At 64.3% G+C, this 14,873-nt stretch carries 17 protein-coding genes, 1 tRNA gene and 1 riboswitch; of the genes, 9 read left to right on the top strand and 9 right to left on the bottom strand.

Annotated elements, in window-relative coordinates:
- From AC5RVN_RS11135 to AC5RVN_RS11125, 3 genes are all read left to right on the top strand, one after another.
- Complete coding sequence (locus tag AC5RVN_RS11135) at window positions 1-1,032, top strand: zinc-dependent alcohol dehydrogenase (RefSeq protein WP_494137967.1); 1,032 nt, start codon at window positions 1-3, stop codon at window positions 1,030-1,032.
- 3 nt (window positions 1,033-1,035) lie between these two features.
- Window positions 1,036-1,431 carry a 6-pyruvoyl trahydropterin synthase family protein gene (locus AC5RVN_RS11130; protein WP_494040714.1) on the top strand — a complete coding sequence of 132 codons (396 nt, stop codon included), beginning with the start codon at window positions 1,036-1,038 and terminating at the stop codon, window positions 1,429-1,431.
- Window positions 1,432-1,739: 308 nt separating this feature from the next.
- Window positions 1,740-2,351 (top strand): glycosyltransferase, encoded by a 612-nt coding sequence (locus AC5RVN_RS11125; RefSeq protein WP_494137966.1) that lies wholly within the window; start codon window positions 1,740-1,742, stop codon window positions 2,349-2,351.
- Between the two features lie 32 nt (window positions 2,352-2,383).
- On the opposite strand, the gene AC5RVN_RS11120 is transcribed toward AC5RVN_RS11125, so the two are convergent.
- Entirely contained in the window at window positions 2,384-2,890 is a 507-nt protein-coding gene (locus tag AC5RVN_RS11120) for a nucleoside deaminase (protein WP_494137965.1), read from the bottom strand.
- Window positions 2,891-2,950: 60 nt separating this feature from the next.
- On the opposite strand from AC5RVN_RS11120, the gene AC5RVN_RS11115 reads away from it, so the two are divergent.
- From AC5RVN_RS11115 to AC5RVN_RS11105, 3 genes are read left to right on the top strand one after another with little or no spacing between them, the layout of a single operon-like run.
- On the top strand, window positions 2,951-3,847 hold the full coding sequence (locus AC5RVN_RS11115; RefSeq protein WP_494137964.1) for a phosphatase PAP2 family protein: 897 nt from the start codon (window positions 2,951-2,953) through the stop codon (window positions 3,845-3,847).
- Between the two features lie 40 nt (window positions 3,848-3,887).
- On the top strand, window positions 3,888-4,523 hold the full coding sequence (upp, locus tag AC5RVN_RS11110; RefSeq protein WP_494040719.1) for a uracil phosphoribosyltransferase: 636 nt from the start codon (window positions 3,888-3,890) through the stop codon (window positions 4,521-4,523).
- 45 nt (window positions 4,524-4,568) lie between these two features.
- Window positions 4,569-4,943: a glyoxalase superfamily protein gene (locus tag AC5RVN_RS11105; RefSeq protein WP_494137963.1), complete on the top strand. Its 375-nt coding sequence runs from the start codon at window positions 4,569-4,571 to the stop codon at window positions 4,941-4,943.
- 60 nt (window positions 4,944-5,003) lie between these two features.
- Here AC5RVN_RS11105 and AC5RVN_RS11100 read toward each other — a convergent pair whose 3' ends face one another.
- From AC5RVN_RS11100 to AC5RVN_RS11090, 3 genes are all read right to left on the bottom strand, one after another.
- On the bottom strand, window positions 5,004-5,300 hold the full coding sequence (locus AC5RVN_RS11100; protein ID WP_494137962.1) for a YdeI/OmpD-associated family protein: 297 nt from the start codon (window positions 5,298-5,300) through the stop codon (window positions 5,004-5,006).
- Window positions 5,300-5,446: a DUF1905 domain-containing protein gene (locus tag AC5RVN_RS11095; RefSeq protein WP_494137961.1), complete on the bottom strand. Its 147-nt coding sequence runs from the start codon at window positions 5,444-5,446 to the stop codon at window positions 5,300-5,302. The genes AC5RVN_RS11100 and AC5RVN_RS11095 overlap by 1 nt, the downstream gene beginning before the upstream one ends.
- Window positions 5,447-5,525: 79 nt before the next feature.
- The gene (locus tag AC5RVN_RS11090) at window positions 5,526-6,254 is read right to left on the bottom strand and encodes an aggregation-promoting factor C-terminal-like domain-containing protein (RefSeq protein WP_494137960.1); all 729 of its coding nucleotides are present in this window, start codon (window positions 6,252-6,254) and stop codon (window positions 5,526-5,528) included.
- A 5-nt stretch (window positions 6,255-6,259) separates the two neighbouring features.
- Window positions 6,260-6,420: riboswitch (cyclic di-AMP (ydaO/yuaA leader) on the bottom strand.
- A gap of 796 nt (window positions 6,421-7,216) precedes the next feature.
- Here AC5RVN_RS11090 and AC5RVN_RS11085 point away from each other — a divergent pair.
- The gene (locus AC5RVN_RS11085) at window positions 7,217-8,083 is read left to right on the top strand and encodes a winged helix-turn-helix domain-containing protein (RefSeq protein WP_494040723.1); all 867 of its coding nucleotides are present in this window, start codon (window positions 7,217-7,219) and stop codon (window positions 8,081-8,083) included.
- A gap of 50 nt (window positions 8,084-8,133) precedes the next feature.
- A complete protein-coding gene (locus AC5RVN_RS11080) occupies window positions 8,134-8,661 on the top strand; it encodes a SixA phosphatase family protein (protein ID WP_494137959.1) in 528 nt (175 codons plus the stop codon).
- A gap of 6 nt (window positions 8,662-8,667) precedes the next feature.
- Here the strand turns inward: AC5RVN_RS11080 and AC5RVN_RS11075 are convergent, their stop codons facing one another.
- The 3 genes from AC5RVN_RS11075 to AC5RVN_RS11065 all read right to left on the bottom strand — a co-directional run bounded on the left by AC5RVN_RS11075 (window position 8,668) and on the right by AC5RVN_RS11065 (window position 10,970).
- Window positions 8,668-9,192 carry a hypothetical protein gene (locus tag AC5RVN_RS11075; RefSeq protein WP_494137958.1) on the bottom strand — a complete coding sequence of 175 codons (525 nt, stop codon included), beginning with the start codon at window positions 9,190-9,192 and terminating at the stop codon, window positions 8,668-8,670.
- 129 nt (window positions 9,193-9,321) lie between these two features.
- Window positions 9,322-10,776, bottom strand: a complete 1,455-nt coding sequence (locus AC5RVN_RS11070; RefSeq protein WP_494137957.1) for a dihydrolipoyl dehydrogenase family protein — start codon at window positions 10,774-10,776, stop codon at window positions 9,322-9,324.
- 120 nt (window positions 10,777-10,896) lie between these two features.
- Window positions 10,897-10,970, bottom strand: a tRNA-Arg gene (locus tag AC5RVN_RS11065).
- Window positions 10,971-11,247: 277 nt separating this feature from the next.
- Here AC5RVN_RS11065 and AC5RVN_RS11060 point away from each other — a divergent pair.
- Window positions 11,248-13,074: a phosphoenolpyruvate carboxykinase (GTP) gene (locus AC5RVN_RS11060; protein WP_494137956.1), complete on the top strand. Its 1,827-nt coding sequence runs from the start codon at window positions 11,248-11,250 to the stop codon at window positions 13,072-13,074.
- A 146-nt stretch (window positions 13,075-13,220) separates the two neighbouring features.
- On the opposite strand, the gene AC5RVN_RS11055 is transcribed toward AC5RVN_RS11060, so the two are convergent.
- On the bottom strand, window positions 13,221-14,366 hold the full coding sequence (locus AC5RVN_RS11055) for a globin domain-containing protein (RefSeq protein WP_494137955.1): 1,146 nt from the start codon (window positions 14,364-14,366) through the stop codon (window positions 13,221-13,223).
- A 42-nt stretch (window positions 14,367-14,408) separates the two neighbouring features.
- Window positions 14,409-14,873 (bottom strand): RrF2 family transcriptional regulator, encoded by a 465-nt coding sequence (locus AC5RVN_RS11050; protein WP_494105907.1) that lies wholly within the window; start codon window positions 14,871-14,873, stop codon window positions 14,409-14,411.

The following is a 14,873-nucleotide window of genomic DNA, read 5'->3' as shown; positions in this document are numbered from 1 at the left end:
ATGACTAATACACGGACGCCCTTATATGCAACCGCCTACTGGACCACAGCAAGGGAGCACGGCGAACTCCGTTCCGAGGAGCTGCCGCAGCCGGGTCCCGGCCAAGCGCTGGTCCGCGCCCTCTACTCGGGTATCAGCAAGGGCACTGAGATGGTGGTCCACCACGGCTCGGTTCCGCCCCGGGTGGCCGAGGAAATGCGGGCGCCGCATCAGGAAGGCGAGTTCCCAGGTCCTGTGAAGTTCGGCTACCTGTCCGTAGGCGTCGTAGAAGAGGGGCCGGCTGAGTGGTTGGGCCAGCGCGTGTTCTGCCTGAAACCGCACCAGGACCTGTACGTAGTGGAGCTGGATGCCCTGACCAAAATTCCGGACAGCGTTCCTTCCCAGCGGGCTGTCCTCACCGGAACGGTGGAAACGGCTATTAATGCCCTCTGGGAGGCAGGTCCGCGGCTGGGGGACCGGGTAGCCGTGGTGGGTGCGGGCCTGGTAGGCGGGATGGTCGCCACCCTGTTGAGGACCTTCCCGCTGCAGCGGCTGCAGCTCGTTGACCTGGACCCCAACCGGCGACAGTTGGCAGACACTCTGGGAGTCGAATTCATCCACCCGGATGACGCACTCACGGACTGCGACATAGTGTTCCACTGCTCCGCCTCACAGGAGGGCCTCGAACGCAGCCTCCAGCTGGCGGGTGATGAGGGCGACGTCATTGAGATGTCGTGGTACGCCAACCGGGAAGTCACGCTGCCTCTGGGCGAGGACTTCCACGCACGCCGGCTGTCCATCCGGGCGAGCCAGGTGGGAGTTGTGGCACGGGCCCGGCGCCACCGCAGGACCAACGCGGACCGCCTTGACCTGGCCGTCTCACTCCTCGCAGATCCAGTGTTCGATGCCTTCATCACCGGCTCTTCAACGTTTTCCGATTTGCCGGACGTAGTGCAGGGCCTCGCCCAAGGGACCTTGGATGCGCTGTGCCACGTCATCGAATACCCCCAAGAGCGAAATCTCCAGCACCCAACCCGCGAAGACCAGAGGTAGCCCATGTTCAGCCTGACCGTACGCCGCCACTTCATGATCGCCCACAGTCTTCCCCGGGAGGCCTTCGGCCCCGCCCAGGCCATGCACGGGGCAACGTTTGTCGCTGAGGTGACCTTCCGCCGTCGGACGCTCAACAATGACGCCATCGTGCTGGACATCGGCGCCGCGGGAACCATCATCGAGGAGGTGCTGTCCGGCCTGAACTACCGCAACCTGGACGAGCACCCGGACTTTGAAGGCAGGCTCAGCACCACCGAAGCGCTGGCTGAGTACATCGCCCAGTCAGTTGCGGGCAAGCTGAAGGAGGACGACGACGGCCGCCAACTCGCCGGCGTCGACGTCACGCTCCGGGAGAACCCGGACGCCTGGGCAACGTGTTCGATGGAACTGAACGCTTAGCCCGTGCGCCCCATCCGGCTCCTCGTACCAGCCAACATCCGCCACAACTCCGGCGGCAATGTCTATAACGCCCGGCTCGTTGAGGGGCTGCGAAGGCTGGGCGCGGAGGTGGAGGTGCTGCCTGTGGAGGGTTCCTGGCCGGAGTCCACCCCGGAAGAACGACGGCGGCTGGGCACTCTACTCAGCGCCTGGGCGCCGGAGGACCAACCATCAGTCGTGACGATTCTGGACGGACTGATCGCAATGGGCCCCCGGACGAGCTGGAGTTTGCCGCCAACGCCCGGCGCGAGACCTGGGTGCTGGTGCACATGCCGGCACCTGCGCACCACGAGCTGGAGGCACGGTCGCTGCGGGCGGCTTCGGGCATTGTGTGTACCAGCAGCTGGGCAGCCGACGTCCTTGCAGCACGCCATGGCTCACAGGGACTGCGCATCGCACTTCCCGGGACCGGTTCCGCGCCCCGCTCGGAGGGATCCGTCCCGCCGCACATTGTCACCGTGGCCGCGCTCCTGCGGCGGGTGCGCGTAGCAGGTGAGCTGCGGGGCCAGGCGTTGGAAGAGGAATGGAAGAGGGCAGACCTGAGCGTCCTGGTTTCCGAGGCTGAGGCCTTCGGTATGGTGGTCACGGAATCGCTGGCGCACGGGATTCCCGTAGTGGTACGCGCGGGAACAGGTGCTGTGGAAGCCCTCACCTTTGCCGCCCCGGTCGACGGCGAAAGCATCCGCTTCCCCGGTACGGCCGTGCAGTTCCCACAAAACGGCGATCCGGAAAACCCGGACGTGCTGGCCGGGGTCCTGCGGCGCTGGCTGCTGGACAGCGAAACCAGGAGCACCTGGCGCTCCGCAGCGGTGGAGACGAGGGGCCGTTTACCCGGCTGGGACCAGACAGCCGCGCAAGTGCTGGACATCCTTCCGGGGTGAAAGGTAGCAGTGCCGCATGTACTCGGCAGCAGCTACAAACGGGTGCGGTGCCCCGCGAAGAAGTTCCGCAACAACCCGCCGCACTCGTCCTCACGGACCCCTGCGTAAACCTCAACCCAGTGATTCAGCCGACGCTCCCGCAAAACGTCGAACACCGAGCCCGCGGCTCCGGCTTTCTGGTCCCACGCCCCAAAAACCACCCTGGGTATCCGCGCCAGGACAATAGCACCGGCGCACATGGCGCACGGCTCCAGCGTCACCACCAGCGTGCAATCGGACAACCGCCATCCGTCTCCGCTCACGCCGTCAGCCTTTGAAAGCTCGCGCAGCCGCGCCGCAGCCTCCCGGATGGCAACTACTTCGGCGTGGGCGGTAGGGTCTCCAAGCTCCTCCCGCTGGTTCCGTCCGGAACCCAGCACTGCGCCGTCGGGCCCTATTACTACGGCCCCGATCGGCACGTCTTCTGTGGCAAGGGCACGGCGCGCCTCCGCCAGGGCAAGGCCCATCCACACGTCGTGATTCTTTTCCCCGGAGACCATGGCTCAATGATAGTTTCGAAGGATACCCAGAACCCGTCAGGTACACCGCCGGGAGGCAACGTGAGCAGAGTCCGGAAACGCGTGGACAAGTGGATCAAGCCTTACGCCGCCCTCTGGTTAACCATGATCATCGGTGGCGCGCTGGTGCTCGCCATGGCCCTGCTGGGAGCCGAGGTCTACTCGGATGTGGTGGACGAGGAAGGGTTGGCGGGCCTCGATATTCCGGCGCTGGAGTATTCCCAATCCCTGCGGAACCCCGACGCCAACGCCTTCGCTACAGCCTTCACCAATGTGGGCGGCGGCATTGGCATGCCGATCGTCGCGACCATTCTCACGGCCTGGTTGACCTTCCTGAGCCGGACCTGGCGTCCCATCGTCCTGGTGGGCGGTGCCGCCCTTGTTTCCACCACGGCCACCACCATGGGTAAGCGCCTTGTCGGCAGGACCCGGCCGGATCATTCCGAGGCGGTGCCGCCCTTCGAATCGTCCCCGTCGTTTCCCAGCGGCCACACATTGAATACCACTGTGGTTATTGGCGTTTTGGTGTACATCATGTGCCTTCAGTTCCAGGCCCTCTGGGCCCGGATCACCGCCATCACTGCCGGCGTTCTCTTCATCATCGCCATGGGCCTGAGCAGGGTTTTCCTGGGGCACCACTGGATGACCGACGTCATGGCGGGATGGTTCCTGGGGCTCGCCTGGGTCTGCATGGTGATCCTCGCCCATCGGCTGTTCCACCTCGTGCGGAAGCGCGAGCATGCCGGCCCCGCCCCAGATTTCGAGCATCCGGTTCTTCGCGAGGAGCACAGCGAGGACCCGCTCCCCAGCAACGCGGGCACCTCCGGGAGGAATAACGGCACCGCCCCGCAAGGAAACGATGGCGGCACCTTGCTCAGGAGCGACGGCGGCTCCTTGCGGGGGAGCGACGGCTCCTCGCGGACGGGCGCGGGAGGCTGAGAGCCGAGGGGCACCAGCAGCCGGGTGATAGTTTTGACCCATGCGCACTCTCGTTGTTGACCACCCGCTGGTCGCCCACAAGCTCACCGTCCTGCGGGACAAGAACACGCCGTCCCCTGTCTTCCGGCAGTTGACGGAGGAGCTTGTGACACTCCTTGCATACGAGGCCACGCGCGAGGTCCGCACCGAGCCCGTCACCATCGAAACACCCGTCAGTACCACCGTGGGCACCGCGTTCACCAAGCCCACCCCGTTGGTGGTCCCCATCCTGCGCGCCGGGCTGGGGATGCTCGAGGGCATGACCAAACTCGTTCCCACCGCAGAGGTCGGTTTCCTGGGCATGGCCCGTGACGAAGAAACCCTGGACATCATCACCTACGCCGAGCGACTCCCGGAGGACCTCACTGACCGGCAGATCTTCGTCCTGGATCCGATGCTCGCCACCGGCGGAACCTTGCGCGAAGCCATCAAGTTCCTCTTCAAGCGCGGAGCGTCGGATGTGACATGCATCTGCCTCCTGGCCGCTCCGGAAGGCCTGGCCAAGCTCGAGGAGGAACTCGCGGACGCCAACGTGACGATCGTCCTTGCCTCCATCGACGAAAAGCTCAACGAGAAGTCGTACATCGTGCCCGGGCTCGGGGACGCGGGGGACCGCCTCTACGGCATTGCAGGGTAGTCCTCAAGCCTTTTCCAATCCTTGTCCCGCCGCTAGCCTGTGCGGATGGACTGGAAACTGGAACTTGTGTATGTCCCTGTATCAGACGTAGACCGCGCGAAGGATTTCTACGTTAACAAGGTGGGGTTCAATGCCGACTTCGACGAACGGCCTACGGACTCCATCCGCTTTGTCCAGCTGACACCGCCGGGCTCTGCGTGCTCAATCTGCATTGGTGACGGGCTCACGGACGCCCCTCCGGGCACCGGCTCCAACCTCCAGCTCGTGGTGAACGACATTCATGCCGCCCACCAACACCTGAAGGGCAACGGAGTGGACGTCAGCGACGTGGACGTGCAGGACTGGGGCCACTTTGTATACTTCGCCGACCCGGACGGCAACAGGTGGGCGGTGCAGTACATCCCCGGCCGCGACGCCTAACCTTCACGGGGGCGCCGGCACGCGGGCAGGAGATGGCAGATGACATAAAAGCGGCGGACGTTATTTCTTGCCGGCTTTGAGGTCCGCCATTGCCTTGGCGATGCGTCGCTTGCGGGTTTCGGGGGTCTTGGCTTCACCCAACGGATCAACATACCGGCGCTGGGCACTGTAGTTCAGGGTGGCATAAAACTCCTGGGCGGCGGGCTCGGCAGCCAGTGCGGACGCAAGGTCCTCGGGCATCTCCACTACCCGGGGCTGGGTGTCGAGTTCCAGGTCCACCTCCACAGTGTCTCCTGCGGCAACGCCAACAAACTCCCTGTTGGCCGCACTCAGTGAGACCAGGATTTGCCCGCCCATCAGGCAATGCTGCTGCGGTAGCTCTTGCCGTTGATGGTGACCACCACAGGCGCCCGCTTGCCGGCCCCGAGCTCCGAAACAACATCACCGGGAACCTCGATGCCGGTCTTGTTTCCGCTGCCCTGGATCGTGGTGGTAAATCTCATGAATGACAGTATGCCGCGCGGCCCGCACCTTCAGAAGGTGCGGGCCGCGCGGCTGACAGGTTTTCGATATCCCGGGCGTTTAGTACCAGTTGTTGGACAAGTGGAAGTTCAACGCCCCGCACGGGGACTGGTAGCGCTCCTGAATGTAGTTCAGGCCCCAGTTGATCTGTGTGCGGTAGTTGGTGAGGTAGTCCGCGCCTGCGCTGGCCATCTTTTCGGCCGGCAGGGACTGGACAATGCCGTAGGCGCCGCTGCTCGGGTTGGTGGCTGTGGTGGTCCAGTCCGATTCCTTGGTCCACAGAGTAACCAGGCACTGCATCTGGTCAGGAGCCCAGCCGTAGTTGCCAAGCTGGCCGGCCGCATAGGCCTGGGCGCCGGCGGGATCATTGACCGCGACGACGGGGGCAGGCTCGGGGGCGGCCGCCGGTGCGGGCTCGGGAGCGGGTGCCGGTGCCGGCTCGGGAGCCGGTGCCGGTGCAGGTTCGGGTGCCGGTGCAGGCTCGGCCGCCTGCGGTACAACGTTGATTTCCGGCAGGGCCGGGGCTGCGGACTCCGGCGCGGGATTCGCCGTGATCTCGCTCTTTTCGATGCTGAGGTTGGACTGCGCCTCGGCCGCCTGTGTTTCGGTGGCAGCTGCGCGGATGCTGGTTTCGGTAGCTTGTCCTGCAGCTCCTACTCCAATAAGGAGTGCGCATGACGCGGCAATCACTGCCGCGCGCTTGCCGAACGAAGGGATTTTGCCATTTTTAGGCCCGGCCTGCGGTGCAGACTCAATTTTCGGGCGTGGCTGTGCCAGGAATTTGAACATGATGAATCGCCTCTCACACCTGCGGAGTTAGCTGTCGGGTTCGGATGAGGGCATCCGGCCTTACGGAAAGTTCACGTGCTGGCTTAACCCCAAGGGCAATCAGTGCCCGGGACGGTGGGTCCCCCGCCTCTGCCTATGTTCAAGAGGAATCCGGGAAGTGGCAGAGCTTGGCGTCATCCGGATATGCGGCCCGAACGCCCGAACCGCACCCTATCGACGGTACAGGAACCAGACCGTAAGTCACAACTTGGTAACAGAGATCACGACGACGGCGCGTCGCCTTGTCGAAGCAGCAACCGGAGAAATGGCGTTTTCGCTATTGAGCTGACTTCGTGCGTTATGCCCCTGTTACCCCGAGCCACGGTGTCGGTTGAGGAGTCAGGAATGGCAGGCTGCGCTGCCGCCGCTTGAGGTGAAAGCGGGCCAGGCCGCCCAAATTCGCAACGTGCTTCGGCCGGTTTCCCGGGGCTACTGGTGGCAGCTACTGGACAGTGAGCGACGAAAGGAAGGCGATTCCGGCAATTTGAAGACGCATGAAGGAAACGACCTTGTGCGCGCTGTTCGCCGAATTAAGTTGCGCTGGCACCTTCAGGAGGAGCGTCAAACGGGATAATGATCAGCAATCTGACCATCAGCCAGAATCGTGATCTGCGACACGTTAAGCGCTTTTGTCTCACTATCCGGACGAAGCGGTCCATTGTTACTTGCAAGTTAGCATTGTTACGCTGCACACTTCCATTGTGAACAAGAACTCAACAGCACCTGCAGCCGCAGAACATTGGCCCAGCACATCCGCTGCTGCCGACATGCGCTGTTGTCGAATGTACGCCTGATCTTCCCACCCCTCGAAGTTAGTAGGCATACGCCCCCAGCCCAGCGTCGGGCGTCCCTCCCCGCAGTCCATGCGGGGAACCCAGCATTCGAGCCGCGATGACGGCCATTCACATTGAGGTAAGCAATCCATGTCAGTTGCATCCGGATACGTCCACATTTCTGTCCGTAACGCCGCCAAAGGTGGCCAGCCTTCCGGCCTCCGCCCCGGTTTCGGACCGCGCACGTCGCTCGCTCCCGCAACTTCGGGAAGCAGCTTTCCCGGCGCGGGCTATGGCCCCCAGGGCTTCAATCCCAACTCCTATGGCCAGCTCCGCGCCGTTCCGCCGGCTGACTCCGCGCCGGTGACGGCTCCCACTCCCGTAGTGGCCGGCCCCGCCCCGGTCCGCCCGGTAGCCAATGAGAACGTTGCCCGCGGATTTGTTCTGTACATGGGAATTGATGAGGAAACTGCGGCCGCCGCGGGCACCTCCATCGCCAAGCTTGCCCAGGAAATCCGCGCCTACGCCCAGTCCCTGGTAACCGGAGCCGAAAGCTACGCCGCTGTTGCCGTAGCCCCGGCCGGCACCCCCGGGTCAGCGCTCGACGTCGTCCGCTCCACGTTCGGTGACCCCACGGTTAACACCCGGCAGCGCACGGAAACCCCCCGGCCCCAGCAGCCCCAGGAACCGCGCCCCTCAGGCGTCCTCATCGACCTGGCCCGCCGCGAAGTACACCTCGATGGTGAATCCCTGAACCTGACGTTCAAGGAGTTTGAGCTCCTCAACTACCTCGTGGAAAACGGAACCCGCACCGTGGGCCGTGACGAACTGCTTGAAGGCCTGTGGCGGAACGCCGAAGAAGTCCCTAACGAGCGCACCATCGACGTCCACATCCGCCGCCTCCGCTCGAAGCTTGGCCGCCTCGCCAACACCGTTCGCACGGTGCGCGGCCAGGGCTACCGGTTCTACGAGCACCCCGAGGTTATCGTCTGGGCCGCTCCGGAATACTCGATCTAGCCCCTCAGAGCGTTGGCCGCCCCTGCCGGGGCGGGCATTAGGCTTGGGCCATGAGCCAGCACCATCTTCGACGCCTTGTGATCATGCGGCACGCCAAGGCGGACTGGCCCGGCGGGGTGTCGGATCACGACCGTCCCCTGGAGGAGCGGGGCCACCGGGAGGCGCCGCTTGCCGGGCGTTGGTTGCTTAAGCACAACATCGTGCCCGACTTCATCTTGTGCTCCAGCGCCCTGCGGACCCGCCAGACCTGCACCTGGGTGTGCTCGGAACTGGGGGACAAGGCGCCCACGCCCAAACTCGAAGACGGGCTTTACGCCGCCTCGGCCCTCCGTATGCTGACGGTGGTCAACCATGTTCCGGATACCGTGACCACGCTGATGCTGATCGCGCACCTGCCCGGCGTGCAGGATCTTGCGATGCACCTCGCCTCCCGTGATTCTGACCACGACGCCTACATGGACGCCGCCACGAGGTATCCCACCAACGCGCTTACCGTCCTCGAAACTGAAAAGTCCTGGGCGGAGCTGGACGGGCAGGACGCACGGATCACCAGGTTCAAGGTGCCGCGGTCACACTGATCCAGGCTACTTCCGGGGCGCGGGACGGCGCTGGGGCTGGAAAGGCCGTGTTTGCCGTGCTGCCGGCCCGCCGGCGTTGCTGTCGCGGGAAGCGGTTCGCGCGCCGCTGGCCCGGGCTGCGCCCAGGTGTTGCACTCTGCCACGCCGCCCCGGCCATACGGCCCCCGCGAACAGTGCCACCAGGGCTGTCAGCAGCGAGAGCGCGGCCAGGAAGAAGTAGTTATCCGGGTCTGAGGTGGGCAGCGGGGTGCCGAACAGTGAGGTCTGGCCGGCGAAGGCCGCTTCCCAGGTGCTCAGGAAGGCAAGCGATCCCGCTATGGCGAGGCTGGTGGAGAAACCAGCGACGACGAGCATAAAGATGCGGCGGCGGCGGAGCACTTCCGCAATGCAGGCGACACAGGCGAGGCTCAGGACGCCGAGGAAAGCGATGAACACCGGCTCCGCCAGGGTCATGCCCGTCAGGATCAGCAGCCCGGCAGCCACGATGCCGGCGATGACCGCGAACTTGCCGCTGTTTCCCATGTGACGCATGACCACCATCATCCCCGAAGAGGGGCAACTTCCACTTGTAGCCGCGCGAGTCAACCATGATGGCTGCAACACTTTGGTCCCTCGGTGCAGCCAGCCCGCCCAGCGGCACGCTCGCACCTCTGCCGCCGCCTACAGCCCGTACTTCTCCAGCAGCCGCAGCCATACCTCACTGATGGTGGGGTAAGAGGGCACTGCATGCCAGAGGCGCTCCAATGGCACTTCGCCCACCACGGCGATGGTGGCCGCATGCAGGAGCTCCGCAACGTCCGGTCCGCAGAACGTTGCGCCCAGGAGAACCCTGCGGTCCTCATCCACCACCAGCTGTGCCCACCCCTGGTAATTTTCGGAGTGCAGTGAGGAGCCGGCCACCTGGATGGGAAGTTCCACCGAGGAAGCGTTGTAGCCTTCCTGTTGTGCTGTTTCCAGGGTCCGGCCGACGGCTGCCAGCTCCGGGTCCGTGAATACGACACTGGGTACTGCATGCTCGTTGGCAGTCTGTGCGAAGCGGCTCCAGTCCCTCGCTGTGCCGCTCAGTTCACCCTTCGCCCGCGCAGCGATGGCATCTCCTGTGGCGCGTGCCTCGTACTTGCCCTGGTGGGTATAAAGGTTTTTTCCTGCGGCGTCACCCACTGCATAGAGCCAGGGCTCCTCTCCGGGAGCTCCGTTGACCAGCCCGGAATTGTCTGTCTTGAGGACCAGGTGCCCTGACTCATCCGGTTCAAACCCCACGCTTTCCAGCCCCAGGCCCTCCAGGGCCGGATGCCGGCCTGTGGCCACGAGGACTTTTTCGGCAGTCACGCTGGAACCGTCACCGAGGTGCAGCCTCAGCGTCCCGTCGTCGTTCTGGCTGATGCTTTCGGCAGCTGTATTGAGCCGAATCTCGACGCCGTCTGCACGCAGTCCTGCCGCGACCAGGCGTGCTGCTTCCGGCGGGAAGTTTCCGAGCAGGCCGCTGCGCGCCACCAGTGTTACTTTTGAGCCCAGCCGGGCATAGGCCTGGGCCAGTTCGGTGCCGGCCACGCCGCCACCGAGCACCGCCAGCCGTGGCGGCACTTCCTTGGCTGAGGTCGCCTCCCGGGTGCCCCACACCTGCACGTCCTCGAGCCCCTCGACAGGGGGAGTGTTGGGTGCTGAGCCGGTGGCAAGCACCACGGCATGGCGGGCCTGAAGCTGGTAGGAGTTGCCATCAAGCCCTGCCACTTCAACGGACCCGGGCGCAGTCAGCCACGCATGGCCCCGAAGAAGTTCGATGCCGGTGTCCTCTACCCACTTAACCTGTCCGTCATCCTGCCAATTGGATGTGAGGGAGTCCCGGCGCTTCAAGACGGCTGCGGCGTTAAGGGTCCGCGTCACTGCTTCCTTGGCTCCGGGGGAGGCCTGCGCTCCGTGGAGGGCTGTGCCGGGCCGGAGCAGGGCTTTTGACGGCATGCACGCCCAGTAGGAGCATTCGCCGCCCACCAGTTCCGCTTCCACCAGCACGGCGGTAAGGCCGCCCTGCACCACCCGGTCAGCCACGTTTTCCCCTACGGCGCCTGCGCCGATAACTACAACATCAAATTCACGCAAAATCGCCTCGGGCATCATGGGGAAAGCCTACGCCCGCGACCCCGGCCGGCGACTGCATTGGGAAGGACGTAACTGCAGGAGGCCCTTCGGCAGAAAGCAAAAGGTCCGCACCGGCAAACCGGTGCGGACCTTCTTTTGTGCGCCCAAAGGGATTCGAACCCCTGACCTTCTGTTCCGTAGACAGACGCTCTATCCAGCTGAGCTATGGGCGCATCTTGTGTCCCGGGAGAAGAACCGCTCTCCCTGAACCTCGAATTACTTTACGCGAGGGTTGGCCGTGATGCCAAATCGACTGTCGTGTAATTTCCACAACTAGACCGGTCTACGTGACCTTCGTCACTTTGTTGTACGATTTGAGCTCAAAATTCCTTGATTTCCCGCGGAAAGACATTTTGAGGGCGCCAGATGATCAGCATACGTCCCAAAAACCGGAGTGGTCCGGACCATAGCATTTAGCACACACCGATGAACCCGAGGAAGGGAACCGAAATGGGCGATCTGGCGCAGAAGCCGCTGCTTGAGAAAGCACCCACCACACATGCCGGCCTGCTGGCATGGGTCGAGGAGGTTGCTGAGCTTACGCAGCCGGACCGCATCTACTGGGTGGACGGCTCCGAAGAGGAAAACACCCGTCTTACCGACGAACTTGTTGCGGCCGGAACGCTGACCCGGTTGAACCAGGAGCTTTTCCCCAACTCCTTCGCCGCTTTCTCGGACCCCGCTGACGTGGCCCGAGTCGAAGAGCAGACCTTCATCTGCTCCGAAAAGGAGCACGACGCCGGCTTCACCAACAACTGGATGGCTCCGGACCTGATGAAGGAGAAGCTGCGCGGCCTGTTCGCCGGCTCCATGCGCGGCCGCACCATGTACATCATCCCGTTCGTTATGGGCCACCTCGACGCTGAGGACCCCAAGTTCGGCGTCGAGATCACGGACAGCGCCTACGTCGTCGCCTCGATGCGCATCATGGCGCGCATCGGCACCGACGTGCTGAACCGCATCACCGAGACCAACGCCTTCTACGTCCCGGCCCTCCACTCCCTCGGCGCCCCGCTGGAGCCCGGCCAGGCTGACGTGCCGTGGCCGTGCAACCCGGACAAGTGGATCGTGCACTTCCCCGAGGAGCGCTCCATCTGGTCCTTCGGCTCCGGTTACGGCGGAAACGCACTGCTGGGCAAGAAGTGCTACGCCCTGCGCATCGCCTCGGTCATGGCCCACGACGAGGGCTGGCTTGCCGAGCACATGCTGATCCTCAAACTGACCTCCCCGGAGCAGAAGACGTACTACGTCTCGGCGGCCTTCCCCTCCGCCTGCGGCAAGACCAACCTCGCCCTTCTCGATCCCACCATCAAGGGGTGGAAGGTGGAGACCCTGGGTGACGACATCACCTGGATGCGGTTCGGCAAGGAAGGCGAACTCCGCGCCGTCAACCCCGAGGCGGGCCTCTTCGGCGTGGCACCCGGCACGGGCTGGGGCACCAACCCCAACGCCATGCGTGCCATCGCCAAGGGCAACAGCATCTTCACGAACGTTGCGCTCACCGACGACGGCGGAGTCTGGTGGGAGGGCATGACGGACGAGGTGCCTGCGCACCTGACCGACTGGCAAGGCAACTCGTGGACTCCGGATTCGGACAAGCCTGCGGCGCACCCGAACTCGCGTTTCTGCACTCCGATCGACCAGATTGACATGCTGGCCGAGGAGTACCACAGCCCCAACGGCGTGGAACTTTCCGCCATCCTGTTCGGCGGACGCCGCAAGACCACCATTCCGCTGGTCACCGAAGCCCGCGACTGGACCAACGGCATCTTCATGGGCTCCACCCTGTCCTCGGAGACCACCGCAGCCGCAGCCGGTGCCGTGGGCGTGGTCCGCCGCGATCCCATGGCCATGCTGCCGTTCATTGGGTACGACGCCGGCGACTACCTGAACCACTGGGTCAACCTCTCCGCCAAGGCAAACCCGGAGCGCCTGCCCAAGATCTTCCTGGTGAACTGGTTCCGCCGGAACTCTGAGGGCGGCTTCGCGTGGCCCGGCTTCGGCGACAATGCCCGCGTCCTCAAGTGGGCTATTGAGCGCCTTGAAGGCAAGGCCGACGCCGTCGAAACCCCCATCGGGTTCGTGCCCACCGGTGATTCCATCGACCTCGAGGGCCTCGACATGACGCCCGCGCAGGTAGAGGAGGCCGTGAGGGTGGACCCCGCCGAGTGGGCTGCGGAGCTGGCCTCCATCGAGGAATGGTTCGCCAACTTCGGCGATTCCCTGCCGGTTGCGCTCAAGTCCGAGCTCGAAGGCCTGAAGGCCCGCCTGGGCTGAGCCCGCATCAGGACAACGGCGTCCTGGAGTACGACGGCGGCCCCGCACCTTTCGCTGGAAAGGTGCGGGGCCGCCGTCGTTCCTTGACAGGGGCCTCCACCGCCGGAGGTTCCCTGGTGGAGCGAAGCTAGGGACGCGGTGAGGATTTAGCCTGCAAGCCAGATGTCCGGGCCGAAGACCTCGTAGTGGATCCGGGTGGCCGGGATGCCGGCGTTGATTGCCTCGCTGCGGATGTTCTTCATGAACGGCAGCGGGCCGCAGAGGTACAGGGACGCCCCGGCCGGAAGGTCCACTTCGCGCAGCGACATAAATCCTGTCCTGGCCCCTGCCTCCGGCCGCTCCAGCCAGAGCTGCAGCTCCGCCCGGTCCAGGCGCTCGACGTCGTCCGTCATCTGGCTGCGCAGCGCCCAGCTGTCCAGGGAGCTTTCCGCGTGAAGCACCAGCACCTGTCGGACGGACCCTGACTCTGCCAGGGACCGCAGGATGGAGGCGGTGGGGGTGCAGCCGATGCCCGCGGATGCCAGGACCACGGGACCATCGCCGTCCTTGAGGGTGATTTCACCGTAAGGGTTTGAGATTTCCAAAACGTCGCCCACCTGCACAGTGTTGTGAAGGACTGGGGAGACCTCGCCGCCGTCGTCCAGTTTGGTGGTGAAACTGCGGGTGGTCCCGGCCTCGGCGGACAGGGAGTACTGGCGAACCTGGCGGAGGCCTTCCGGCAGGACCACTTTGACGCTGATGTACTGGCCGGGGAGCGCCGGCGTCACGGGAGTGTCGTCGGCGGGCTCAAGAGTAAAGGTCATGGAGCCGGCCCCGGCGGGAGTCTTCGCACTGACCCGCCACGGCATCCACATCCTGTCGTTGGCCTGGCCCGCGTACAGCCCCTTCTCGAGTTTGATCAGGGCATCGGCCATGAGCCAGTAGACCTCGGTCCAGGCTTCAGCTATGTCGGGCGTGATGACCCCGGCCAGGTCTTCGGCGATCGCGGCGAACAGGTGCTCGTAGACCACCTGGTACTGGGGCTCGGTGATGCCCAGGGAGGCGTGCCGGTGGGCGATCCGTGAAAGGACAGTCTCGGGGAGGGTGCCCGGGTTGTTGACGAGGTGGGTGGCAAAGGCTGCAATGCTGCCCGCCAATGCCTGCTGCTGGTTGCCTGAGCGCTGGTTTGAGCGGCTGAACAGCCCGTCCAGGAGTTCCGGGTGCGCGGCGAACAACCGTTGGTAAAACTTAGGTGTGAAATGCTTGTATTCATATCCAATTTCTACACGTCGTAGAAGTTGGATCCAAATCATGTTCGGAATGCTTTGCAGACGTCCGTAACGCAGGGGATGGCACTACCGGAGTGGCGCTTGGAGCCCCGGCCGCAGTCCGATCATTTCGAAGACCGGAGCCATCTGCCGGGAGGCAGGAAGATCGGCAATCACCACGCCGTCGAGCTCGCGGTAAAACGCCTCACGCGCCCGGGACAGGGCGGACCGGAGCTTGCATTCGCTGATGAGCGGGCAGTTTCCGCTGGGGGCAACGCACTCTGCAGCGTCGGACCGGGTATCCAATTGACGCAGGATCTGTCCGACGGTGGCATTCCGGCCGGCGTGGCTCAGCCGGGAACCGCCAGTCCGGCCGCGCTCCACCTCGATCAGTCCCATGTTCCGCAGTTTTGCCATCGCTTTGCTGACGTGGTTGTAGGGGGTGCCCACGGTGTCGGCAATGTTCTGCGTGGTAAGCAGGGTGCCACCGGGCGCGGCCGCCAGAACCATCAGGGCCCGCAGGCTCACGTCAGCAAAAGCGTTGATCTTCAT

It is taken from the genome of Arthrobacter sp. sptzw32 (assembly GCF_059089735.1).
Note: the sequence above shows the minus strand (reverse complement) of the source record. Positions and strands in the feature narration are given on the sequence as shown.